23 protein-coding genes, 3 tRNA genes and 1 rRNA gene are annotated in these 24,244 nt (G+C 54.4%); 13 read left to right on the top strand and 14 right to left on the bottom strand.

Translation table 11 applies throughout. The annotated features are described in order from the left end of the window. Positions 1-165: 165 nt before the first annotated feature. Positions 166-281 (top strand): 5S ribosomal RNA (gene rrf / locus L881_RS0101030). Positions 282-628: 347 nt separating this feature from the next. On the opposite strand, the gene gloA2 is transcribed toward rrf, so the two are convergent. Together gloA2 and hisC are read right to left on the bottom strand one after the other, a co-directional pair. Then, complete coding sequence (gene gloA2, locus L881_RS0101025) at positions 629-1,033, bottom strand: SMU1112c/YaeR family gloxylase I-like metalloprotein (RefSeq protein ID WP_025731873.1); 405 nt, start codon at positions 1,031-1,033, stop codon at positions 629-631. Further along, positions 1,030-2,085 (bottom strand): histidinol-phosphate transaminase, encoded by a 1,056-nt coding sequence (hisC, locus tag L881_RS0101020; protein WP_025731872.1) that lies wholly within the window; start codon positions 2,083-2,085, stop codon positions 1,030-1,032. The genes gloA2 and hisC overlap by 4 nt, the downstream gene beginning before the upstream one ends. A gap of 215 nt (positions 2,086-2,300) precedes the next feature. Here hisC and L881_RS0101015 point away from each other — a divergent pair, with 215 nt between their 5' ends. Both L881_RS0101015 and radA read left to right on the top strand, forming a co-directional pair. Then, entirely contained in the window at positions 2,301-2,780 is a 480-nt protein-coding gene (locus L881_RS0101015; RefSeq protein ID WP_025731871.1) for a copper resistance protein NlpE N-terminal domain-containing protein, read from the top strand. A 123-nt stretch (positions 2,781-2,903) separates the two neighbouring features. Then, entirely contained in the window at positions 2,904-4,274 is a 1,371-nt protein-coding gene (gene radA / locus L881_RS0101010; protein WP_025731870.1) for a DNA repair protein RadA, read from the top strand. 146 nt (positions 4,275-4,420) lie between these two features. Here radA and L881_RS0101005 read toward each other — a convergent pair whose 3' ends face one another. Beyond that, on the bottom strand, positions 4,421-5,110 hold the full coding sequence (locus L881_RS0101005) for a type 1 glutamine amidotransferase (RefSeq protein ID WP_025731869.1): 690 nt from the start codon (positions 5,108-5,110) through the stop codon (positions 4,421-4,423). A 170-nt stretch (positions 5,111-5,280) separates the two neighbouring features. Between L881_RS0101005 and L881_RS0101000 the strand changes: the two genes are divergently transcribed. Together L881_RS0101000 and L881_RS0100995 are read left to right on the top strand one after the other, a co-directional pair. Next, complete coding sequence (locus tag L881_RS0101000; protein WP_025731868.1) at positions 5,281-5,574, top strand: MGMT family protein; 294 nt, start codon at positions 5,281-5,283, stop codon at positions 5,572-5,574. 46 nt (positions 5,575-5,620) lie between these two features. Beyond that, positions 5,621-6,214, top strand: coding sequence for a DUF416 family protein (locus L881_RS0100995; RefSeq protein WP_025731867.1), 594 nt, complete (start codon positions 5,621-5,623; stop codon positions 6,212-6,214). 104 nt (positions 6,215-6,318) lie between these two features. On the opposite strand, the gene hisF is transcribed toward L881_RS0100995, so the two are convergent. From hisF to hisB, 4 genes are all read right to left on the bottom strand, one after another. Continuing rightward, positions 6,319-7,092 carry an imidazole glycerol phosphate synthase subunit HisF gene (gene hisF / locus L881_RS0100990; RefSeq protein WP_025731866.1) on the bottom strand — a complete coding sequence of 258 codons (774 nt, stop codon included), beginning with the start codon at positions 7,090-7,092 and terminating at the stop codon, positions 6,319-6,321. A 15-nt stretch (positions 7,093-7,107) separates the two neighbouring features. After that, entirely contained in the window at positions 7,108-7,854 is a 747-nt protein-coding gene (gene hisA / locus L881_RS0100985; protein ID WP_025731865.1) for a 1-(5-phosphoribosyl)-5-[(5-phosphoribosylamino)methylideneamino]imidazole-4-carboxamide isomerase, read from the bottom strand. Between the two features lie 63 nt (positions 7,855-7,917). After that, positions 7,918-8,556 (bottom strand): imidazole glycerol phosphate synthase subunit HisH, encoded by a 639-nt coding sequence (hisH, locus tag L881_RS0100980; protein WP_025731864.1) that lies wholly within the window; start codon positions 8,554-8,556, stop codon positions 7,918-7,920. A 48-nt stretch (positions 8,557-8,604) separates the two neighbouring features. After that, complete coding sequence (gene hisB, locus L881_RS0100975; RefSeq protein ID WP_025731863.1) at positions 8,605-9,222, bottom strand: imidazoleglycerol-phosphate dehydratase HisB; 618 nt, start codon at positions 9,220-9,222, stop codon at positions 8,605-8,607. A 331-nt stretch (positions 9,223-9,553) separates the two neighbouring features. Here hisB and mutY point away from each other — a divergent pair, with 331 nt between their 5' ends. From mutY to L881_RS0100945, 6 genes are all read left to right on the top strand, one after another. Continuing rightward, on the top strand, positions 9,554-10,657 hold the full coding sequence (gene mutY / locus L881_RS0100970) for an A/G-specific adenine glycosylase (protein ID WP_025731862.1): 1,104 nt from the start codon (positions 9,554-9,556) through the stop codon (positions 10,655-10,657). Between the two features lie 92 nt (positions 10,658-10,749). Then, positions 10,750-11,022 (top strand): oxidative damage protection protein, encoded by a 273-nt coding sequence (locus tag L881_RS0100965; RefSeq protein ID WP_034578078.1) that lies wholly within the window; start codon positions 10,750-10,752, stop codon positions 11,020-11,022. A 141-nt stretch (positions 11,023-11,163) separates the two neighbouring features. After that, positions 11,164-11,239, top strand: a tRNA-Phe gene (locus L881_RS0100960). A gap of 9 nt (positions 11,240-11,248) precedes the next feature. Continuing rightward, positions 11,249-11,323: transfer RNA gene (locus L881_RS0100955), tRNA-Gln, on the top strand. A 33-nt stretch (positions 11,324-11,356) separates the two neighbouring features. Next, positions 11,357-11,432 (top strand) — tRNA-Thr (locus tag L881_RS0100950). 618 nt (positions 11,433-12,050) lie between these two features. Further along, entirely contained in the window at positions 12,051-13,031 is a 981-nt protein-coding gene (locus tag L881_RS0100945; protein ID WP_034578077.1) for a YncE family protein, read from the top strand. A gap of 250 nt (positions 13,032-13,281) precedes the next feature. Here L881_RS0100945 and L881_RS13875 read toward each other — a convergent pair whose 3' ends face one another. The 3 genes from L881_RS13875 to L881_RS0100935 all read right to left on the bottom strand — a co-directional run bounded on the left by L881_RS13875 (position 13,282) and on the right by L881_RS0100935 (position 16,483). After that, entirely contained in the window at positions 13,282-13,869 is a 588-nt protein-coding gene (locus L881_RS13875) for an MFS transporter (RefSeq protein ID WP_281172163.1), read from the bottom strand. Between the two features lie 34 nt (positions 13,870-13,903). Continuing rightward, complete coding sequence (locus L881_RS13870; protein WP_211238869.1) at positions 13,904-14,593, bottom strand: MFS transporter; 690 nt, start codon at positions 14,591-14,593, stop codon at positions 13,904-13,906. A gap of 414 nt (positions 14,594-15,007) precedes the next feature. Continuing rightward, complete coding sequence (locus tag L881_RS0100935) at positions 15,008-16,483, bottom strand: carbon starvation CstA family protein (protein WP_025731859.1); 1,476 nt, start codon at positions 16,481-16,483, stop codon at positions 15,008-15,010. 386 nt (positions 16,484-16,869) lie between these two features. Between L881_RS0100935 and L881_RS0100925 the strand changes: the two genes are divergently transcribed. Next, on the top strand, positions 16,870-17,625 hold the full coding sequence (locus L881_RS0100925) for an SDR family NAD(P)-dependent oxidoreductase (protein ID WP_025731858.1): 756 nt from the start codon (positions 16,870-16,872) through the stop codon (positions 17,623-17,625). 178 nt (positions 17,626-17,803) lie between these two features. Here the strand turns inward: L881_RS0100925 and L881_RS0100920 are convergent, their stop codons facing one another. From L881_RS0100920 to speB, 4 genes are all read right to left on the bottom strand, one after another. Further along, positions 17,804-19,219, bottom strand: coding sequence for an NAD(P)/FAD-dependent oxidoreductase (locus L881_RS0100920; RefSeq protein ID WP_025731857.1), 1,416 nt, complete (start codon positions 19,217-19,219; stop codon positions 17,804-17,806). 199 nt (positions 19,220-19,418) lie between these two features. Continuing rightward, complete coding sequence (locus L881_RS0100915) at positions 19,419-21,014, bottom strand: 5-guanidino-2-oxopentanoate decarboxylase (RefSeq protein ID WP_025731856.1); 1,596 nt, start codon at positions 21,012-21,014, stop codon at positions 19,419-19,421. 28 nt (positions 21,015-21,042) lie between these two features. After that, positions 21,043-22,398, bottom strand: a complete 1,356-nt coding sequence (locus tag L881_RS0100910; protein ID WP_025731855.1) for a YjiH family protein — start codon at positions 22,396-22,398, stop codon at positions 21,043-21,045. Between the two features lie 14 nt (positions 22,399-22,412). After that, the gene (speB, locus tag L881_RS0100905) at positions 22,413-23,363 is read right to left on the bottom strand and encodes an agmatinase (RefSeq protein ID WP_025731854.1); all 951 of its coding nucleotides are present in this window, start codon (positions 23,361-23,363) and stop codon (positions 22,413-22,415) included. Between the two features lie 236 nt (positions 23,364-23,599). Between speB and L881_RS12575 the strand changes: the two genes are divergently transcribed. Beyond that, the gene (locus L881_RS12575; RefSeq protein ID WP_025731853.1) at positions 23,600-24,166 is read left to right on the top strand and encodes a DUF2726 domain-containing protein; all 567 of its coding nucleotides are present in this window, start codon (positions 23,600-23,602) and stop codon (positions 24,164-24,166) included. The last annotated feature ends 78 nt before the right edge of the window (positions 24,167-24,244 follow it).

Raw genomic sequence — 24,244 nt, 5'->3', positions numbered from 1 at the left:
GAGGCTTGACCATATAACCCCAAGTGGTTAGGTTAAGCCGATGAAAGCGACAGACACCGGATACGGTGAGACGTTTCTCGCTCAGCATGATTTACCGAATTCGTTGTTGGCCGCACCCTCTAAGGGAACGACAGTCTCTGTCTGCGGGTAACGACACCAGTTTTGCCTGACGACCTTAGCAAGCGGGCACCACCTGATCCCATGCCGAACTCAGAAGTGAAACCGCTTAGCGCCGATGGTAGTGTGGGGATTCCCCATGTGAGAGTAGGTCATCGTCAGGCATTTATTTTAAAACCCCGATCAGCATCGCTGGCCGGGGTTTTTTCTTGGGCGGAAGAAACGACGAGAAGGGTGTTCGAGGTTGACTGCGGCTAGTGCGGACACAGCGCCTGGGACTCGGTGGCGGAGGAAGGGGCACATACCGGCACCCTGTTTGTACTGTATCAGAGCATTATCAGGAGCAGGAATACAGATGCTGTCTGTATAGGAGCCGCGCTAACGGACAGCCATAGGCCGTGTTCGGAAAAGCCAGTGCCTTTGAGGTAGGGGGGAGGTCGTAAGGATTGTGGCCCGGTCACCTTATACGTAATGCACTCTCCCGTTGAGCAAACGCTCCCCAATTCTCCCCTCACGCCACTTCGTAAAACTCAATGGGCGTGCCGTCCGGGTCTTTCACGAAGGTAAATCGCTTACCGGTGAGCGGATCAACCCGTACCGGCTCGGAGGGAACCCCAAGTGTTGTCAGCCTTTCAATAGCTGCCGCAATATCGGAGCAGCCGAATGCAATGTGACGAAGGCCGCACGCTTCGGGGTTATCCACGCGCGGCGGAGGAGAGGGAAATGAAAATAGTTCCAACTGAGCACCGCCCGGTAAACGCAGATCCAGCTTGTAACTCTCACGCTCTGCCCGCCAGGTTTCGTCGATGACCTGTGCGCCTAATATTTCGATGTAGAAGCGGCGTGACGCGGCATAATCGGCGGTAATCAGCGCGACATGGTGAATACCGGTAAGCTCAGGGAACGCGTTACTCATGGCTGGAGTTCATCTATCGCGTCGATAAGCTGCTGCATTTCCTCATCGGTGCCGATTGAGATACGTAGAAAAGGAGCCAGTTTCTCAGCCGTGAAGTGGCGTACCACGATGCCTTTTTCACGCAAGCCATCAAATAACGCTGCGCCTTTCATTTTCGTTGGACGAGCAAAAACGAAATTACTGTGGGAAGGCAGTACCTCGAAGCCGCGCGCTTCAAGCGCCTCGGTTGTCCATGTACGGGTGTTGATGACCGCATTCACGTTGCGCTCGAAGTAAAGTTGATCGGCGAGTGAAGCAATCGCACAGGCGGAAGCGAGACGATCAATAGGGTAGGAGTTGAAGGAATTTTTCACGCGCTCCAGACCCTCAATCAGCTCACGCGACCCAATAGCGAAGCCGAGCCTAAGCCCTGCCAAACTGCGTGACTTTGAGAAGGTGCCGCACACCAGCAGATTCGGGTGGCTCTCAATCAGCGGCACGCAGCTTTCAGCACCGAAATCCACATAGGCTTCATCTACCAGTACGACGGAATGCTGCTGCCGTTCAAGCAAGCGCTGAATTGCCGCCCTGGGGTGCGCATGGCCGGTAGGAGCATTGGGATTGGCGAAAATAATGCCGCCGTTATCCTGCGGGAAAGCACCCAGATCAACACGCCATTGGCTATCAAGAGGAAGCGTGCGCCGCTCGACGCTATATAGCTCGCAGTACACGGGATAGAAGCTGTAGCTGATATCAGGCATGTAAAGGGGCGCTTGCTGGCGGAAAAAGGCCATAAAAGCCAGCGCCAGTACTTCATCAGAGCCATTACCGACAAACACTTGCTCAGGCGCGACGCCGTACTGCTGTGCTAACGCTGCACGCAGCTCATCAGAGCTTGGGTCGGGGTAGAGCCGTAAGCTATCGCTATCGAAGTGGCGCAGCACGTCGGTAACAGCGGGTGCCGGCGGGTACGGGTTTTCGTTGGTATTCAGTTTTACCAAGCGCTGGCGTGGCTGTTCTCCGGGAACATAGGGGGTCAGCTCGTGTACCGCTGGGCTCCAGAACGTGCTCATGGGAAAGATAGGCTCCGCAGGTTCGCATCAAAACCCTCATAATCGCGCGTGGCGATGGTCTGCGCAAGACATCTCCAGTGACAACTCGATACACTCTGCTGATAGATGAGCGGTATGCTATTGTGACGTTATCGCCTGTGCAGGCGATGCTCAGTGAAATCATGCTAACGGCTGTATCGCATTTACCCATAATGACCGGGAGCAAGGAGCACCTCATGATGTTAAGGAATCTAACGGTAACTGCCGCTGTAGCATTGCTGCTGGCAGGCTGCGTAGGCCATCAGGAAAACGATGGCTCGGACCAGCAAGCGATCCAGAAAAACGAGACCAGTGCCCCTGAAACAGAAACCTTCAAAGGGACGTTCCCCTGCCGTAGTTGTACTGGTATCGACACCACCCTGACGCTTGAAGGCGATAACAGCACCGCATCCGTGGCCGACCACGTCTTTACGATGGAGGCGAGTTACAAGAATCACCCCCAAAATCCGCCTGACGAGCACTATGAAGGCTCCTGGGGAGCGCTCTCGGGCACACCCGAGAATAAAAGCGCTAAAGTGATCCAGTTGACTCCTTCCCAGGGTAACGACCAGCGTGAATACTATTTCCTGCGGGTGGATGAAAATACCCTGGAGCTGATTAAGCCCGATCTTCATCGTTTCGAAAACGGCAATGCGCTGCGCCTGAAACGCCAGTAGGGTTAAATCCTCTGCATTAAAAATCGCCCCTTCACTGCGAAACTCACTGCGCCCTTGCCCCCGTTGCCTTTTTGCCTCGGGTGCGGGGCTGCGCTACGTCAGGTGTTTATCAAGAGAGTTGTTATGGCCAAACCCAAATCCGCGTTTGTCTGCACTGAGTGCGGTGCCGAGTATTCCAAATGGCAGGGGCAATGCAGCAGTTGCCGTGAATGGAATACCCTGAGCGAAGTGCGACTCTCTTCTCCCTCTCGCTCAGGTGGCAGCCAGACCGGACGCCAGGGGTACGCGGGCAGCGCTTCCAGTGAAGTGGTTGATCTCTCAAGTGTTGATCTGGCCGAAGTACCGCGTTTTTCCTCAACCTTCAGCGAATTCGACCGCGTATTGGGGGGCGGTTTAGTGCCAGGCTCGGCGGTGCTGCTGGGCGGTAATCCCGGTGCCGGTAAATCGACGCTGCTGCTGCAAACTGCCTGCAAGCTCGCTCAGCAAAAGAAAGTGCTCTATGTCACGGGGGAGGAGTCACTGTCGCAGGTTGCCATGCGTGCCCATCGTTTGCATTTGCCTACCCAAGGTCTGCACATGCTGGCGGAAACCAGTATTGAAACGATTCTGGCGACTTGCGAGCGTGAACGCCCTGATATTCTGATTATCGACTCTATCCAAACCATGCACCTTGAGGATATCTCCTCGGCACCGGGTGGTGTGGCGCAGGTGCGTGAATCTTCAGCGGCACTGACGCGCTTCGCCAAGCAGAGCAGCACCGTGCTGCTGCTGGTAGGGCATGTGACCAAGGATGGCACGCTCGCTGGCCCCAAGGTGCTTGAGCATATGATCGACGCCTCTTTGCTGCTGGAAGGCAGTGGCGATTCGCGCTTTCGTACCTTGCGGGGGCAAAAGAACCGTTTTGGCGCCGTTAATGAGCTGGGCGTGTTCGCGATGCTTGAGCATGGTCTTAAGGAGGTCAAGAATCCCAGTGCCATCTTCCTTACCCGCAGTGAAGAACAAGCCGCAGGCAGTGTGGTGATGGTGGTCTGGGAAGGGACTCGGCCCTTGCTGGTGGAAGTGCAGGCACTGCTGGATGAGTCGCAGATGAGCAACCCGCGTCGTGTTGCTGTGGGGATGGACGGCCAGCGACTGGCGATGCTGCTGGCGGTACTGCATAAGCACGGTGGGCTTTTCAGCGGCGATCAGGATGTCTTTGTCAACGTGGTAGGTGGGGTAAAAGTGCTGGAAACCAGCGCCGATCTCGCCGTATTGCTGGCGATTGTATCGAGTTTGCGCAACCAGCCGCTGCCGCGCGAACTGGTCGTATTTGGTGAAGTGGGGCTGTCGGGTGAAATTCGCCCGGTGCCGAGCGGTCAGAGCCGTATCGTAGAAGCCGCCAAGCACGGGTTTACCAAGGCCATCGTCCCTAGCGCTAACGCCCCCAAACAGGCCCCCGAAGGAATGCAGATTATCAGTGTCGATAAGCTGACGGATGCACTGGCTGCGCTGTAAAACGTTACAGGTAGAAGTATGGCTGTGCCGTATTGAGTAGAGCGCAGCAGTATCGGCGGTAAAGATCGGCTTCCTATTACACCCATCCCTCGGTCGTGAAATACGCCCGAGGGATTTTTAACTTATCCAGGTCAAACAACGCATGTTCAGAGGCGCAGCCATTGCAGCATGATGCGATCAAGCAAAGGGGCAAGCCGATCAAAGCGACGGTCGGCTTTGATATCGACTTGAATGGCAGCAGGGGAGTCGGTGTCATCGTCGACACCAGCATAGACCATGGTGCTTTCGGTAATGGCGAGTGCGGCGGTAGCGGTGATTTCGATATGGAAGAGCAGGCTGATAACCCGTTCGGAATCCCAGCAAAACCCCTGGAGCGGTGCGATGCGTGTGCTCCCGATGGGAAGTGCTCCTTGCGGTAGCCCGAAAATTTCCTTATGCCAATGAAATACGTCAAAGGTCTCCGGTAAATTCAGCGGACAGTCAGGTGCCTTGCGCACACTGCTCCAGCCGAATTCGGGATAACTGCCCGTTGATACCAGTGCGCCCATCTCTTGCGCTATCAGGCAGCCGCCGTAGCCGATGCCCATAAGCGGTTTGGCACTGTTCAGCACACGCTGAATGAGCTTGCGTTCGCGTTTGATATGCAGGTAAGGCGTGTCATCAAGGGCGCTGTCGGGGCCATCCAGTACCACCAGCGCATCGAAATCGCTGGGTTTGGGCGGAATTTCATTCTCATAAAGGTGGCAGGTATTGAAGCTATGGCCCATTCCGGTCAGCCAATCTGCAAAACGGCCCGGGCCATGGTCTGGATGGTGCTGCAAAAAATAAATGTGCATGGTGCCAACTCCCGCCGTGATAATAGGTGGGGTATCCTTGTCTGACGAGCGCAGGGTAAGCCTGACAAGGTGCGCTGATCTTGCTCATACGGTGTTAAGGGTAGCTGCCTTTTTGTTTTATCAAATGTTTTTGTACAGCGATAGCGCGGTGGCGTTTACGGGAGCAAAAGATGTCTCCTGAGCTGAAAGCACAGATTTTTACTATCGTGGCGCGTGTACCGGAAGGCCGGGTGACCAGCTATGGGCGTATCGCTGCGATGACAGAAGGTGCCACGGCGCGCATGGTAGGCACCGCTATGCGGCAATTGCCAAACGGTCATGGGCTGCCCTGGCATCGTGTTATCAATGCGTCCGGCAAATTGGCTGATCACGCGGGCGCTGCTGAGCAACAGCGCTTGCTCAAGGCCGAGGGTATCAATCTTGAAGGAAGAGCTCGGGTTCCCGCCGCCTTCTTCTGGCCCTGAAACCGGCCACTTTCTTGTTTAATGGGATATTTGCGGGCATCTGTATATGCAAAAGGATCTCTTCGATACGCTGGAAGCGGCGTTCGAGTCACTGGATGAGCGTGCCAGCATTGCCGCCGCAGCAACGCTGTGCGAGCGGATGCTGCATAACTACCGGTTGTACTGTGAGGTGAGTGGGCAAGGTAACCGCCGTCAGATAGATAGCAGTATGGCGCTGGTGTGGGAGAAATTGCTGGCCCCTGCGGCGAAAATCAATTTCGAGCTTCAGGCCGAAAAATTGCTGCCGCTGGAAGCCGAACTGGAGGAGCTGCTGGAAGGCGGTGACACCAGCCTGGGGGTACAGATGGCCTGTGACGCCATCATGGCGCTGGGTATTTGCCTGGAAGCAGCGGTGGGCAAACGCCCTGGAGCCGTAGTTGAACTGTCTCGCCTCTCCCGTGGCGAAGTGGAAGAGATGGCGCTACTGCGTGGTGAACAGAGTGAAGAAGCTCAGGCATTACAGCTCGATGAGCAGGAATTTCAGAGTGAAATCATGGAGCTGCTGAAAGAGCAGGGGGCGGTCAAGCAGACAATCCAGGCGCTTAAGCGTTTGGGCGCCAACGATGGTGTCAGTAACCTCGGCCTTGCATTGGAAGAGTAGATGTTCTCGTGAGGTCGGGGCATTCAGGCTTTCTCATGGCGTTTCATCGCACAGAGAGATGAAATGATGCGCAAGCCCCGATCCACGCTGCTTCCCGCTATACGCTAGCGACGTACCTCAATGCCGGCTTCGGCCAGGCGCTGTTTGGCCTGATCAATCGAATATTCACCGAAGTGGAAAATGCTGGCGGCCAGTACCGCATCGGCATGCCCTTGCGTGATGCCATCGACCAAGTGGTCAAGATTGCCAACGCCGCCTGAGGCAATAACCGGTACATCAACGGCATCACTGATGGCGCGGGTCACGCCGATATCGAAACCGATCTTGGTGCCGTCGCGATCCATGCTGGTCACCAGCAGCTCTCCTGCACCCAGCTCGGCCATTTTTTTGGCCCACTCCACCGCATCAAGCCCTGTGGGCTTGCGGCCACCATGCGTGAAGATTTCCCAGCGAGGCGTTTCGCCTTCCTCCGAGACACGCTTGGCATCAATGGCGACCACAATGCACTGATTGCCGAAGCGTTCGGCGGCTTCCCGCACAAATTCCGGGTGAGTCACCGCCGCTGTATTGATCGACACCTTGTCGGCCCCAGCGTTCAGCAGCGCACGAATATCATCGCAGCTACGAATACCGCCGCCGACGGTCAGCGGGATAAACACTTCCCCCGCGATGCGGCTGACCATTTCCAGCGTTGTGCCGCGCCCTTCATGGCTGGCGGTAATGTCGAGAAAGGTAATTTCGTCGGCGTTCTGATCGTTGTAGCGCTTGGCAACTTCCACCGGATCACCGGCATCGCGAATTCCAACGAAGTTAACGCCTTTGACAACGCGCCCTTGATCGACATCAAGGCAAGGAATAATGCGCTTGGCAAGCGTCATGACGAAGCTCCTGAATCAGCGGGTAGGCGGGGCGATGGAGTCACTCAAACGTTGAGCGCTGGCAAGATCAAGGCTGCCTTCGTAAATGGCGCGTCCGGTAATCGCGCCCAGGATGCCGCGTGGCGCTACTTCCGCCAATGCCTTGATATCATCTTCGTTGGTCACACCACCTGATGCGATCACCGGTATGCCCGCGTGTTCCGCCAGCTCTACCGTCGCCTCGACGTTGACCCCTTGCATCATGCCGTCGCGAGCAATATCGGTGTAGACGATGGCGCTTACGCCGTCGTTGGCGAAACGCTTGCCCAGTGTCAGCGCCTGAATTTCCGATACTTCGGCCCAGCCGTCGGTGGCGACCATACCGTCGCGAGCGTCCAGCCCCACAATAATGTGGCCCGCAAATTCGCGGCACATTTCAGTGACAAAATCGGGATTCTTGACCGCCAGCGTGCCGATAATGACGTAAGACACCCCAGCATCCAGATAGTGCTGGATGGTTTCGCGAGAGCGAATGCCACCGCCGATCTGGATTGGCAGGTCAGGGAAGGCACGCGCAATGGCAGTAACAGCGTCACCGTTGATCGGTTTGCCCTCGAAGGCACCGTTGAGATCCACAAGATGCAGACGGCGTGCGCCAGCCTCTACCCAGCGGCTCGCCATCTCGACGGGATCGGAGCCATAGTTGGTTGCGTCCTCCATGCGGCCCTGTTTCAGGCGCACGCAGTGCCCGTCCTTTAGATCAATGGCGGGAATTACCAGCATATCGGTTACCTTGTCGTTCCTGTCTGCTGAGCCAGCAGCATCCTATCGGGCCAGGTGCCGCTGTCAGGGCGCCCAGCGAATAAAGTTAGCGAGCAGTTGCAGCCCCATGGCAGCGCTTTTTTCCGGGTGAAACTGTACAGCGAAGGTGGCATCACGACCGGTGGCTACGTGCGCAGTGATATCACCGTAGCGCACGGTGCCGAAGACATCAGCGTCGTTGGAGGCTTGTACGTAATAGCTGTGAACGAAGTAAAAGCGCTCGTTGTCGGGGATACCTTCCCATAGCGGGTGCTGATGGTGCTGGGTGACGTGGTTCCAGCCCATGTGGGGCACCTTCAGGCGCTCACCGTCTTCCTGCATGTCAGAAGGGAAACGTTTGACCTCACCGCTCAGGTAGCTCAGGCACGGAATGCCGCCGTTCTCCTTGCTGTGCTGTTGCAGCATCTGCTGCCCCACGCAAATACCGAGCAATGGCTTGTCGGCGTCATCGAGCATCTCCTGCACGATACCGGTCAGCTCGGTGCGCTCAAGCTCGCCCATGCAGTCACGCATGGCACCCTGCCCTGGCAGGATCACCCGCGATGCATTACGAAGGTCGTCAGGGGTGCGCGTAATGATAACGGCTTCCCTGGTGAGATGTTCGAGAGCCTTGGCAACGGAATGCAGGTTACCCATACCGTAGTCGATGACTGCAATGGTCATGAAAACCTCATGTACATAAGCGTGAGATGGCGCACTCTACCGACTTGCCTACAGCGTGCCTTTGGTGGAGGCGATGCGGCCCGCCATGCGCTCATCCTGGCTAACTGCCTGACGCACCGCGCGACCAAATGCCTTGAAGATCGTCTCGACCTGATGGTGAGCATTTTCGCCTTTCAGATTATCGACATGCAGGGTAGCAGCGGCATGGCTTGCAAAACCGTTAAAGAATTCGCTGACCAGCTGGGTATCGAAGCGACCAATGGTGGCGCGAGTGAAGGCGGCGTTCATGTAAAAGCCGGGACGCCCCGAGAAGTCGATGACCACGCGCGACAGTGCTTCATCCAGCGGCACATAGGCGTGGCCGTAGCGCTGAATGCCGCGCTTGTCGCCGAGTGCTTCACGAAATGCCTGTCCCAGCGCAATGCCGATATCCTCTACCGTGTGGTGGTCATCGACTTCAATATCGCCATCGCACTTGATGGCAAGATCAAGTTGACCATGACGCGCTACCTGATCCAGCATGTGCTCAAGGAAGGGAACACCGGTTTGAACCTCAAGCTTGCCAGTACCGTCGAGATTAATGGTGAGGTGAATACGTGTTTCAGCGGTATCACGGGTAACGGTAGCGGTGCGAGGAGTGGCGAGAGTGCTGGCTTGGTCAGTCATTGCGTCCTGCTTTCCAGGTAGTTGGCTGCCGGCTGGGATCGTGGTGGGCCAGCCTTCACTAAAAAGATAGTGCGATGAAAGTTGCTTACGAGTAAGTAACCACGATGCGTAGAAGCCTGCTCGACAGCAAGGGCAATACACCGTGCAAACGCTCGCGTGACTGGGGTTAACGGTACCACATGGGATATTATTCGGCACTGTTTAATCACGCGTGCCGGCAGTGCTCACGCCTTATTCATCAGATGAAGTGCATGTGATGAACCTCTAGCGATAATCGACCGTAAAGCAATGGGCTGTTGCGCAGAGCAGCACAGCGCAAAAGGAGCCTTTCTTGATTCAAAGCACCACTAAGAAGCCCGGGGAAGCGAATCACCCGCGCCCTGCGCTGGAGCCACAGCAGTTTTCTTCGCGTGTACTGGCCTGGTTTGATGAACACGGGCGTAAGCACCTGCCGTGGCAGCAGCAACAGACTCCTTACCGCGTGTGGGTGTCGGAAATCATGCTGCAACAGACACAGGTAGCCACCGTGATCGGCTACTTCGAACGCTTTATGCAGCACTTTCCCACCGTATACGCCCTTGCTGAAGCTCCCTTGGATGACGTACTGCATCTATGGACCGGGCTGGGATATTACGCCCGTGCGCGCAACCTGCATCGCGCCGCGCAGCAAGTGGTCAACGAGCATGGGGGAGAGTTTCCGGTTGAAAGCGTCGCCGCGCTCACCGACTTGCCAGGTATTGGGCGCTCTACCGCTGGCGCGATTATCAGCCTTTCTGGTAACGGACGTGCAGCTATCCTTGACGGTAACGTCAAGCGTGTACTGACCCGCTTTCACGCGGTGGAAGGGTGGCCTGGCAAGCCAGCAGTGGAGCGTGGCTTGTGGGAGATAGCAGAGCGTTATACGCCGACTGATCGGGTGGGGGATTATACGCAGGCGATGATGGATATTGGCGCCACGCTTTGCACTCGTACCAAACCGGCATGCTTGCTGTGCCCCCTTGAAGATCGCTGCGAGGCTCACGCACGTAGCGAAGAAACGCGCTTTCCTGAATCCAAACCGAAGAAGCAGATACCGACCCGCCAGGCGCGAATGCTGATGCTGACCACCGATGATGGCGAAGTGCTGCTGGAGCGACGGCCTGATAGCGGTATCTGGGGCGGCCTTTGGAGTTTGCCCGAGTTTGCCAATGATGGTGCTATCGACGACTGGCTCGACACCTATGCGCCACGCGCAGAGCGTAGCGCGGCATGGTCGAGCTTCGTGCATGTATTCAGCCATTTCCGTTTGGAGATAACCCCCGTGCCTGTGCGTGTGGCAATACCTCCTCACGGTGTTGCCGATAATCGCCAGCGTTGGGTTCACCCCGCCGACTTAATGGGGATGGGGCTTGCTGCGCCGGTCAAGAAACTGCTTCAGCAATTGGTGAGCGCGTAACGCGGCACAACCGGGCAGCCTGCCTTGCGTTGTTTCCCCACTGGCCTCATGGTGGGGTGAACAGTTCGAATGATGATTAAACGAGAGTATCAATAGTGGCTACTGTATTTTGTCGCAAGTACCAGAAAGAGCTGCCCGGGCTAGACTTTCCGCCGCTTCCCGGCGCGAAGGGGCAGCGTATTCACGAAACGGTGTCCAAACAGGCCTGGGAAGAGTGGCAAGTGCTGCAAACCCGGCTGATCAACGAGAAGCACCTTAATCTGCTTGATCCCGAGACACGCAAGTATCTGATGGAGCAGCTCGAACGTTTTCTCGATAACGAACCTACCGACAGCGCAGAAGGCTACGTACCGCCGAGTGAATAAGCGGCAAGCCCCATGTAGACAGGCGTGGCTAGCCTTTGGCGGCACGCTGTTGATATGAATTTATGCAGTCGAGTAAAAAAAAGTTTTTAACTGCTTGACCTATCAGGAAGTATCCGGTTAAATACGCATCCGTTGGCAAGGGGCCAGATAGCTCAGTTGGTAGAGCAGGGGATTGAAAATCCCCGTGTCGGCGGTTCGATTCCGTCTCTGGCCACCACTTATTTGATGGGGTATCGCCAAGTGGTAAGGCATCGGCTTTTGGTGCCGACATGCGCAGGTTCGAATCCTGCTACCCCAGCCAACCCTCGGGTTAGCACTCATAGCGTGTGATTTAGCCGGCATAGCTCAGTTGGTAGAGCAACTGACTTGTAATCAGTAGGTCCGGGGTTCGACTCCTCGTGCCGGCACCAGAATTTTACCCCGTAGCTCAATGAGTTACGGGGTTTTTGGTTTTTGGCTCTTTCCCTATTGGCGCTGCGGTGAATTCCCTGACCGCGCTTATACCATCCCTTCTCTCTTTGCTTAAGCGTCTTGCTGGCTCTCCCGTTCTTCATGCGGCATAACGCATGCAGCGTAAACAATCGCCATTTGCGGGCACTATTCATGGATAGTCGGTGTCTTGCACGGCTGGTTAAACCCACCAGGCCCAACCTTGTTACCGTCGTGACTCCATTACATACTGCTGACCGATAATAGTTCTTGTGGTTGCTCCTGCTCTTTTCAGCCCCCGTGATTGTGATAAAACCGTGAACGAGTAGCTGAATGACTGCAACTATCAACGGTTACATGTCGAATACAACATCATTCATCTATTCAGCGGTTGGGCCTCTTCAGGAATAGCCTCTGGGGTACTCCAGGGTATAGCCATGATTACTGCTATTTTTATGGCTCCACAGAGGGCATCACATCGCTTATATTCAGAAACAGACATCAGAAGGTAGAAGGATTCAGCGATAGGAGTGAAGGGCCAGCCGGCGTATCACCTGTAATCGTTCAATGATTCAAATATCTCAAGGAAGGAAAGGATTATGCAGATAAGCAATGTATCCGGCTTTGGCTTAATAGCGGTAGACAAGTCTGCTGGCAGGATTCTGTTCCTTGATCCTGCCACACTTGAGATTCGTAACGTTATTGATGACCTTCCCCCAAAACCCCATGAGCTTTTGATATTGCCCCAACAGGGCAAGGCATATGTTCCTATATATGGCGACGGCATCCATGGGGATAATCCGCATCCTGAGCATCATATAGCGGTTGTGGATCTTGCTCGGCAGCGGTTAATCAAGCTGATTGACGTATCACCTTTCAAAGGGCCTCATACAGCTCGCCTGGGGGCTAACGGATTGATCTATTGCTGTTGTGAAGAGAGCGCTGCTGTCGTTGCCATTGATCCGCACAGCGATACGCTGGTAGGTCATATAAATGTGGGATCGGATAATGTGCATCGTCTCGCCACTATCCCCGGGCGTAACCAGCTGATTACTGAAAATGAAGAAGACAAGTCATTATGTCAGGTGGACCTCAATGGTACTGAGGGGCAGGTTATTAAGACGCTCATTGTACCGGGGAGTGTGAACGGTATTGATACCTCGCCTATCCGGCCCTGGGTCGTGGCTACCAGCAGTGATGCTCCGGAGCTGTTCGTAATAGACCGTGATCATCTGCAACTACTTGATCGCGTACCTATTGTGGGGCACCGCAAAGGCGGGCAATTGGTACGCTTTCGCTCCGATGGCGAAGTATTGGCGGTGATTGGGGATTTTGAGCCAGTGGCCAGCTTTTACGATAAGGATCTGCACCATCTTTTTACGGCCCAGGTTCAGGATAAACCTCTGGATGGTGCTTTTACTCCCGATGGTCGGTATTTCCTGGTCGCCAATGAAAATAGTGGCAGTATATCGGTCATCAGTTTGGAAGAGGGGCGTACTGTAGAACATATTAGTGTCCCCGAAGGCTGCGAAGTACTTGTCTATTACCCATTGGCGCCCATTTATGTGGCCTCTCGTTAATTACAAATAGCGCTATGATAGGGTTTCAAAACAGCCACTATCCATACGCCAATACTGAAAGATAATAAAAATTGAAAGGTAATAACAAGAGGGGAGGCGGTAAGCCCATATCGGCCATTTAGCTACCCCCTCTCGCAGAAGGCATTGCTCAGGCAATACAGGTTGCGATGAAGGAGCAGCAGGGTAAAACGCAGTCTTTTCCAGGCGCGCGGTTAATCACATAGCGCTAACAAGGGCGGTAAATACTACGCTAAACCTCCTTTCTTGAGCGCAGCATCCAGGCTGCACCGGCAAGCGATAGCAGGCATCCGCCGGCGAGATAGACGGCCACCGGAACCCAGCTGCCGCTTGCAAGATCAACCAGCGCAGCGGCAATGAACGGTGTGAAGCCGCCGCCAACCACGCTCGCGACCTGGTAGCCGACGCCAGCACCGCTGTAGCGATAGCCGGCACCAAACAGTTCGGCGAAGATCGGCTGCTGTACGCAAACCACCATGTCATGGGAGAGGTTGGTCAGCGCGACGGCGAAGATCACGATCCAGATAACTGAACCTGCCTGTAGCGCCATGAAGAAGGGGAAGGCTGCAACGGCGCCGATCAGGGCGCCGATCATGTAGATGCGGCGGCGACCGAGCGTATCGGCGAGGAAGGCAAACAGCGGGATGGTAACGCAGCTGATTGCACCAACCAGCAGGCCGATATGCAAGAATAGATCCCGCGACAGCCCGAGATAACCGGTGGAATAGCTCAGCGCGAAGGTGGTCACGATATACATCGTGAAGAGTTCGGCCAGGCGCATGGCAATAATGGTAACGAAAGCGCTCGGATGACGCCGCAGCGCTTCTATAATTGGCGGCTTGGCCGGTTTCTCGTCAGCCTGTTTTTACTGTCTCGAGAAACTCGGGTGATTCCTCGATGCTGGAGCGAATTTTCAACGCAATCAGCACCAGCACGACGCTGAACAGGAACGGCAGCCGCCAGCCCCAGCTATTGAACGCTGCATCATCAAGGTAGTGGCTCAGCAGCGAAACGCTACCGGTGGCGAGCAGCAGGCCCACCCCGTAACCCACTTGTACACCGCTTGAATAGAAGGCCCGCTTGCCGCGGGGCGCGCTTTCGATCGCCATCAGCGCTGCGCCGCCCCATTCTCCGCCTACCGCGAAGCCCTGGATTGCACGAAGGAGCACCAGCAGAATCGGTGCCCATACGCCGATGGTGGAGTAGGTAGGCAACAGCCCGATCAGCGCCGTGGCACCTCCCATCAGAACGACGGTCAGGATCAGCATACGCTTGCGTCCAAGCTGATCGCCAAAGTGACCGAAAACGATCCCGCCCAGGGGGCGGAATAGAAAACCCACGCCAAAGGTTGCCAGTGCCGCCAATGTGCCGGTGGCGGGGCTAACGTTGGGAAAGAACTGGGCGTTGAAGACCAGCGCGGCGATGATGCCGTAGAGTAGAAAGTCATACCAGTCGACCACGGCGCCGACGAAACTGCCGATGGCAGCACGTCTGGCCTGGCTGGTTGACGTTAACGACTGCGTAGGCATGGCCGATACGCTCATCCTGCTCTCCCGCTGATGGCGGCGCGCGTAGCGCCATAATGTGAATGATGAGGGCGGGACGTCGGCAACCAGTGCGCCGCGTCCAAAGCCGGAGAGCGCATTCTACGCGATTGTTGCCGTCGGAGCAGGTCGGAGATGGCGAGTCGCAGTGAGTAATCGTTTAATGGCGGTGCGCTGATGCCTTTCACCGTGCCAATAGAAGCCAACCAGCCAGAATTAACCGAGATGTTTTTGATCTTGAGTAACAACAGCGCTCTGGCCGCGAACTGCCCCAAGTCGTCTGGTTCCTCAATCCTCGAAGAAAGAGTTATCTACGGGGCAGCATTTTGACCAGGAAAGACAGATTCCCCTTCCTGCCGATATTGCAGAAAGGGGAATTTCGTCAGGTGACAGAAGGCTGATGTTCCAGACCCTCTACACCCTTGTCGCCAGTGGAGAGCCTTGCTTGCCATTGTAGGCTGTGGGTACTTCCGGCTCATCTACTGCGAAGATACCGCCGCTCAGCCGGCGCACGCGCTTCATGAACAGCGCAATACAGAGCAGCGTGCCGATGGCTGCCACGACGTAGCTCATTTGTAGTGAGAGCCCGAAGCCGATAGGTGCGTAGGCCAGGTAGGTGAAGGTCGCCATGGTCATGAACACCGCCGGAATGGACGTGATCAAATGAGGCTTGCGCGCCAGTACCAGATACATGGTGGCCACCCACAGTGCGATCACGGCTGTCATCTGATTCGCCCATGAGAAGTAGCGCCACAGCAGCGTGAAGTCCATGTGTGTCAGCGCATAGGAGACCACGAACAGTGGTGCCGCGATCAGCAGACGACGTGCTAGCTGGCGCTGATCAATGTTCAGGTAGTCAGCAATAATCATGCGCGCACTGCGGAAAGCGGTGTCACCGGAGGTAATCGGCAGGACGATGACGCCAAGAATCGCCAGCGTACCGCCAATGGCACCGAGTATGGAGGTCGATACTTCGCTGACCACCGCTGCCGGGCCGCCAGCCGCCAGAACGTCGGAGAGCGTGTGATCGCCCTGGAACAGGCTCATTGCCGCCGCCGCCCAGATCATTGCGATCACGCCTTCAGTAATCATCATGCCGTAGAAAATTTTGCGCCCGTTGACTTCATTCTCGGTGGTCCGCGAGATAATTGGCGTCTGTGTGGCATGGAAACCGGAGATTGCTCCGCAGGAGATGGTCAAAAAGAGCAACGGAAAGATCGGTGCGCCGTCAGGATGCATATTCTTAAACGAAAGCTCTGGAATCGGTGCACCAGTGAAGACCATGCCGAGACCAATACCAAGCGCGCTAAACAGCAGCAGCGCACCGAAGTAGGGGTAGATGCGCCCAATGATCTTGTCGATCGGCAGTAGCGTTGCCGCCAGGTAGTAGGCGAAAATCACCAGCGTGATCAGGGTAATTGAGATGGGCGTCATGTTGGCAAGCAGCGACGCCGGTGATGTGACGAAAACCGTTCCTACCAGCAGCAACAGCAAAATAGCGAATCCATTGACTACGTGCTTCATGGCCTTGCCGAGGAACTTGCCCGCCAGCTGCGGCAAGTGCGCGCCATGGTTGCGGATCGAGATCATTCCGGTAAGGTAATCGTGCACTGCGCCAGCAAAGATACAACCGACCACGATCCAAACGAATGCGATCGGGCCATAGAGCGCTCCCATGATTGGCCCAAAGATTGGCCCAACGCCAGCGATGTTCAGCAGCTGAATAAGCGAGTTGCGCGTGGTTTTCATCGGCAGGTAGTCGATGTTGTCGCGCATGGTGAACGCAGGCGTGCGGCGCTTGCGATCGGTTACAAAAACACGCTCCACGAACTTTCCGTATGTGAAGTAGCCTACTATCAACAGCAGGATAGATATGATGAATGTAATCATTGTGAGGCCCCTCAACAGGAGATACGTTTTTGGGTTCGCTGGTGACGTCACTGGATCGGCCATGGTTCCAGTGCCGTGAGTTACGGCACTAATGTACGAAGGTCGATAGGGGATTACAGCTAGACTTTAGGCTTTGTTGGGCAAGCAACTGAACGATGGTACGGCCTACGTAAGGGTCTGATGCTGTGTAAAACGCCAGTGACGGGCTACTTGACGTTGATCGAGAGGAGTGATGTAACGGTCCCATGAACAGATAGTGGGGCAGCGACAAATTGAACAATCTTCTTGAGTGCCCATAACTTCATGATTGATGAACAGAAAAAGATCATCTCAGCGCGCCTCCTGCAATACACATTCGAGCCCTTCATTACTATGGACCCAAGCGCATGAATCTGACGAATAAAACGGCAATAGTCACCGGTGGTGGTCGTGGAATAGGACTCGGGATCACCCAGCGCCTACTGAAAGCAGGGGCCAGCGTATTGGTAGCGCAACGCCAGCCCCTACCTTCAGTGTTGCAGGAAAATGACAATGTTATTGGGCTACAGGTGGATCTGCTGGAGCATCAGGCAGGCGAATCCATCGTGCAAAAAGCGCTCGAACAGTGGCAGGGGGTCGATATTCTCGTCAATAACGCTGGCATCATGTTCGAGTGCGAGCTGGAAGACATGACCGAAGCGGACTGGGACCGCATGATGGCCCTGAATGTTCGCACTCCTGCCTTTGTCGCCAAAGCACTTGTGCCCCATATGCGCGACCGCAATGCCAGCATCGTCAATATTGGCTCGATAGAAGGCATCGCCGCCAATCCGCAGCACATTGCATACTCGACCGCCAAGTCAGCGATACACGGCATGACCAAGGCGCTCGCCGTGGATTTGGGGCGCTACGGAATACGTTGTAACAGTGTGGCGCCCGGCTGGATTGATTCCGACTTGAGCCGAGCTTATATCGAAAGCCAACCCGACCCGACAGCGGCTCACGATGGACTACTCGCCCTTCATCCGGTGGGCAGACTCGGCACCCCAGAAGATATTGGCAGCCTGGTAGCCTTTTTGTGCTCGGACGAATCGCTTTTCATTACTGGGCAGGTCATGGTGGTGGATGGCGGCCGCACCGCAAAACTACCGCTATCGTTTTGAAACAGTTCCCACTACAAGACTCAGTCTGGCCTTGAAATTCCCTGATGCGATGCCTCTGCCAAAGCCTGGCGCATGACCATGTGCTCCAGGCCGATCTTTGGAAATGGTTGGGAAATCCCTTCTGCAACCGAGCAATCGCTAGGGGGCCTAGGGATTACCGGGTCGTATCAGGCTTCGTCTAGAACCTGTAAAGATCAAAGGGCGTCACGTCCAAAGGCGGTGTCTCTCCCAGTAGCAGGTCTGCCGTGATTTCGGCAGATACGGGGCTTTCTGTCATTCCCCAGGAGGTTGCCGTGTTGAGCACCAGCCCCGGTAATTCCTTAACGTTTGAAATAATAGGATGCTCATCCGGGGCAATAGACATGGCGCCACTCCATCTGTCGATTAGCTCTGCCTTCTCGAAAGCAGGAAATTCGGCCTTGAGCGTCTCCAGTGATTCTTCAAGCGCAGGTAGATCAGGTAGTGCCGTCATATCCCTGTGCTCTTCAAAGGGGGTGACCTCATCCAGTTTCCAGCTTTGTGGCTGCATCAACGTAGTAAATAACCGGTTATTTAAAGCGATATGCACTGGGAAATCAGGGTCGGTTATAAGCGGTATGTATTTATAGCCATAGATAAATGACTCTTTCACGAGAGGTACAACGATGACTCGGGGAGAGGTCGCGTAGGTGCCATCAGCCTGCTCGCGGAAAAAAATGTTCCCAGGGAGAGCCACATTGCCACCCGGAGCGCCGGGAGGGCCGCTGATAAGCTGCTGAGACTGATAGGCGGGCAGTGTAGGTACATCAACCCCCAGGTTTTGCATGAAAAGCCTCGACCAGTAACCTCCGGCTACTACCACCTGTGATGTTCTGATCGCGCCTTTTTCAGTGACCACATCAGAGATATTGCCTGCCTGCGTTTCTACTCCTCTTGCAGCACACTGAGTGTAGATTCGGATGCCAATTTTTTTGGCATACTCTGCCATGACGAAGGCTGCTACTTCTGCATCCAGGCTCCCGGAATCCTCTTCAAACCCTGCGATTGTCCAATTTGAAGAAGCACCGCGTAGCCGCTGTTCCAGTTCATTTCCATGGATGATTCTGGTGTTGAACGGGTTATCAGACCCGAGTTCTGCACTTTTGGTGTTAATCCACTTTCTTGTATTTTCCAGATCCTCTTCATCCAGCGGTACTTCTACCCTGCCTTGAGTGCGATAGCTTGTATCAGCCCCGACCTTTTCATTCATTTTGCGCCATCGTTGCTTGCCGATATGGTGCATCATGAAAATTTCATCGGGATTTTTGTACGTCATTACCTGGCCGTAGAAGCGGCTCGACTGCTCTCCAGCAATATTTCCCTTTTCAACGATTACTGGGGACAAACCACGCTCAGCCAGTTCAATGGCCGTCATGATGCCTAAAATTCCAGCCCCTACAATGACCACATCCGCTTGTTTGGGGAGTTTTCCCTCGGTGCCCTCCACATACCCGTTTCTGGGGCTTCCGGGCACCCAACGGCCTTCGCGTCTGAGCATGGGGGTAAGAATGCCTGCGCCTCCTGCTACAGCTACGGCTGCGCCACCGAGTAATAACCCTCTTCTCGTTATTGGCATGTAATAGTCCCTCTCATTATCCCTTGAGTGCTATTTAATGTTTGTCATTGATATATGTATCAGGGTGTCCTTCCAGTACATTAACCCTGCCTCTACTCCCAACTCTTTTCACCTGAGAGAGCTGATGATGAAAGCCAAAGGGTTAATATGCTGCATGACAGAATCATTATTTCAATAATCCTGCCATCGAATGATTTGCTTATAATTCCCATTCCTGTGCGGTGGCATCGTCTATTTCTATGATGGTAGGGCCATTGGCCGCGAAAGCATGTTCAAGTGCGCTCATCAATGCTTCCATACTATCGGCACGAGTCGCCTGAGCACCGAACCCCTGTGCCAGAATCTGGAAATCAGGGGTATAAATATCCACACCGATTTGAGGAATGGAGCGCTCTTTCATATAAGTTTTAATTTCACCATAGCCGTGGTTGTTCCACAGGATGATCGGCAGGGAGACCCGCTGTTCAACCGCAGTGGCGAGTTCCGGTAATGTAAATTGAATCCCCCCATCCCCAATCAGGCCGATTATCGGGCGGTGTGGGGCGGCCAGTTTCGCGCCGATGGCGGCAGGCAGTCCATATCCTAACGTTCCAAATCCGGTGGAAGAGTTGAACCAGCTACGGGGTGACGGTGCATCAAAGGTCAGGTTGGCACCATAGACTGGCTGGGTTGAGTCTCCCGCAATCACTACATCGGGCCATTTGGCAGCAATCTGCTGCATTATTCGGCCATATGTCTTGTAGGGTGAAGGTACATCGCGCAAGGCGGCCTGTTTCAACTCGGCTGCGCGGGATGATGAAGGCGTCGCGCCATCCAAATGCGCACCTAGTGCCGTGCAGAATGTCGCTGCGTCGGAGACGATGCCAAGTGAAGCGGGGGCATTGCGAGCAAGCTGCTGAGCATCTATGTCAACGCGAATCAGTTGGCCTTCGATGCTGGGGCGGCTGGAGAAAAGCAACGTATCGGTTTCACCAAGCTCAGTACCAATCGCCAGCACTACATCGGCATCACGCAACGCATCCAGCAGGGCTGGCTGGGGGAGCAGCGAACCGACAAGCAATGGATGTTCTGGAGGAAGAACTCCTTTGGCGTTTATCGTCAGTATCACGGGAGCGCCCAGCGCCTCGACCATTTGCTTCGCCTCACTGGCAGCATGCACGCTTCCTCCTCCCAGGATAACCAGGGGAGAGTGTGCTGATTTCAGCCAATTCGCAGCACAGAGAATATCTTCGGGATTCGGAGCGGGGCGTTTCGGGGGTGTGCCTATGTGCGCTGCCAGCTCATTAGCCGGTGAGACGATCACATCCAATGGCAGTTCAATATGTACCGGGCGAGGGCGCGAGGACTGAAAAACTGCGGTAGCTCGATCCAGCACAGCGGGCAATTCGTCAGCCGACATCAGGGTATGGCTGAAGGCTGCGACACCTGAAACCAGTGCCTGTTGATTCTTTAATTCGTGCAGGCGGCCTTCGCCCAGGCCCAGCTCATTGCGATTTAGCACACTGGAAATGACCAGCATGGGAATTGAATCTGCATAAGCCTGCCCCATGGCCGTTGCAATATTGGTCATGCCTGGCCCTGAAATAATAAAGCATGCTGCGGGCCTGCCAGTGACGCGGGCATAACCATCCGCCATAAAGCCCGCCCCTTGTTCATGTCGAGGCGTTATATGCTGAAGCGAAGTATCTGGTAAACCACGATAAAGCTCGACCGTATGCACGCCTGGAATACCAAAAACGATATCGAAACCGTGTTTTTCAAGCAGTTTGGGAAGTATTTCGCCAACGGTGGGCATAGTCTCTCCATTGGTTTTAAAGGGCGAATTAAAAGACGACATACCGAGCCAGCAATATAGCGATGGGAATGGAAATAAGGGTGCGAATCAGGAAGAGTATAATCAGGTGCCACAGCTTTATTCCCAGATTGGAACGTAGCAGCAGGGCGCCCACTTCAGACATGTAAATTAACTGTGATACGGATAACACCCCAATGAGAAAGCGAGTCTCCTGGCTTTCAATATGGGTGCCGAGCAGAGAAGGAAGGTACATGTCGGCGAAGCCAACGATCATCCCTGGAGCCGCCTTTTGTGCATCAGCTACGTTGAGCCATTCAAGGAGTGATGCAAAGGGAAAGGATAACCAGTTAAACACAGGCGTATATTCAGCCACCATCACTGAAATCATGGCGATCGCCAGCGTGGCTGGAATCAGGCCAAACCAGGTATCTATCAGGTTACGAATACTTGCCTTGGCAAAATCACTCATGCCTCCTGATGTTTCAGCGCGAGCAACGCCGAGCCTGACGCCGGCCTGAAACATGGATTCATCGGGTCGAATAAGTCCCGTTGGAGACTCGTTTGTACCGGGTTTATAAGTGTTGGAAAAACAGCTAAGAGGCGGAATACGGGGCAAAATTATTGCGCATACCACGCCAATGAATACTATTGATGCGTAAAAGCTGAGGAATACACTTTCCAGCCCTACAATTTGAGCGATGACATAACAAAATGGCACAGACGCGACAGCAAATGTCGTGGCGACCGTTACGGCTTCGCGCTGGGTAAAGAAACCATTGTTATATTGCTGTACGGTCATCATTGCGCCAACAGGGGCCGAGCCGAGCCAGGAGGCCATGCCACCTATCGCCGCACGCCCAGGCAAATGGAATAACCGCTTGAATATTCCCGAGGTGAAGACTCCTACAAATTCCATTAATCCATAGTTGGTCAAGAGTGGCAGGGTCAGGGAAGCCAGCAGAAACAGTGCCAGCAGGTTCTGGACCAAAAAGCCGATCACTGTCCCGCCGGTGGCCTGTGCTGTGACCATTTCAGGTCCCGCACCGGTAAAATAGAGAATACAGAAGGTCGCCCCCAGCACCCTCAGGATTACCCATAATGGTGAAACACGGAAAGTCTCTGCGATAAAGCCTTCCCGTGGCCCCAGTTTTGCTATGGACATCACTGTGGTCAGCACCGCCGATATTATTGTGACAGTCACTAGGATCAGACTCACTATTGGCCAGTCGGGAGCGTTAAACCAATCGAGCGCCATTCCGAAAGGAATGGTAAAGCTCTGCTCCGTGGGTACTGGACAAAGATAAATAAAGGCGCCGAGCAGAGATAGCATACCGAATTTAAGCCGGGGCCTTTTTGCCTTCTCTGCTGATAAAAGGGACGACATGGGGTTACTCCCGCTTATTTTTTATTTTCGGAGACAACACACAGCATTTCATATAAGAGATTGGCAGCAATAAGCGCTGTATTGCCGGAAGGATCATAGGGCGGAGAGACTTCCACCAAATCACAGCCGACAATGTTCAACCCTGCACACCCACGCACAATTTCATAGGCTTGCCAGGTAGAGAGACCGCCTGGCTCAGCCGTTCCTGTACCAGGAGCAAACGCTGGGTCAAGGCTATCAATATCGAAACTTAAATAGACGGGAGCATCGCCGACACGGGCACGCACTTCTTCCATCAAAGGAGCAAGTGACTTGAACCAGCACTCTTCCGCCTGCACAACCCGCCAGCCTTTCTGACGTCCCCAGTCGAAATCATCGGCTGCATAGCCTGTGGTTCTTACCCCTATCTGGGTGACACGATCATTGATAAGGCAGTCATCTTCCCATGCGCGGCGGAAGGGGCAACCGTGCGCCACCGTCTCACCAAACATGTCTTCATTGGTGTCAGAGTGAGCATCGACATGAATCAAGGCAACAGGCCCATGTTTTTTGCGCATGGCGCGCAGAATCGGCCAGGTCAAGGTATGATCGCCGCCCAGAGTGAGTGGAATCGTATCCTGGGCCAGCACCTCATCATAAAAGTGTTCGATAATATGGATGGATTTTTTGAGGTCGAACGTATTGATCGGTACGTCCCCAATATCGGCAACCTGCATGTGATCGAACGGAGCCGCACCTGTCGCCATGTTATAAGGGCGAATCATGCGGCTTTCATCACGAATCTGGCGTGGGCCAAGACGTGTTCCCGGCCTATTGGACGTGCCGATATCCATGGGAATTCCTACAAAGCAAGCATCCAGCTCTTTAGCATTGGGATGAGCAGGAAGGCGCATCATCGTCGCAGGGCCACCAAAACGCGGCATTGAGTTGCCACTCAGGGACTGGTTGAAATCAGATTTCGACATCGGGTGATTCCTTACTCGGTAAAAGAGGATTCAGACAAATGGACCATGGCTCCTGAGCCCAGGATATAAAATATGACAGAGCAATCGTGGGCTTATATGGACCCATGATAAAGAGCCAATTTTTGTTTTTTTGGGGGAGCCAATTTACGTAGTGCCGAAGGGAATAAGTCGCTGTCATATTCCATTATCGGCTTCAATAATACTTTCAGCTATGGCTAGCTGAGCGAAGGAGAAACATGCAGATTCCCCCTATATCGGATATACATGAAATGTATTCAATGATTGAAGTTTTGGCGGTTGTAGCCCTTGTTATCGTCTTTTTTGTTGTTCGGTCATCAAAATCCAAAAGACCGTCAAAAACGCCTCGCAGGCGCACACCTGAGCAGGTGGCTACCCAGCAACAGGTAGATATTCAGGGGCAGCCTTTTGGTTCTAAACCGTTAATGAACAAGTCGGAGTACAAGCTTTACTGTGCGTTAACCGACTTTTTATACCAGCGTTATCCGCGCTATCGAGTATTTCCGCAAGTAGCGATGGGGGCTTATCTCTCCAACCGGGATAGAGCGGCTTATATGGCGGTTAATAGCAAGCGTTCTGACTTTATGATTATCAATGGCAGAGGGATGCCTGTTGCAGTCGTTGAGTTTCAGGGGGCGGGACATTATCAGGGCAATTACCGACAGAGAGATGCGATTAAACGTCAGGCAGTCACCAGTGCAGGTATAGCGTTCGTGGAGTTAACGGCAACCGACGATGTTCACCTGGTTGCTCAGGCGTTGGAAGAGCAGCAATCGGTTGTCTGAATGAGCGCCGTTATTTTCCCTTGACGTTATTGCCGCGGCCCTTATGGGGCCGCGGGGTTATGCTCTGGCGTAATACCC

The organism is Carnimonas nigrificans ATCC BAA-78 (assembly GCF_000526695.1).
Lineage (GTDB): Bacteria > Pseudomonadota > Gammaproteobacteria > Pseudomonadales > Halomonadaceae > Carnimonas > Carnimonas nigrificans.
The sequence above is the reverse complement of the archived record's forward strand: the minus strand, read 5'-3'. Positions and strand labels throughout refer to the sequence as shown.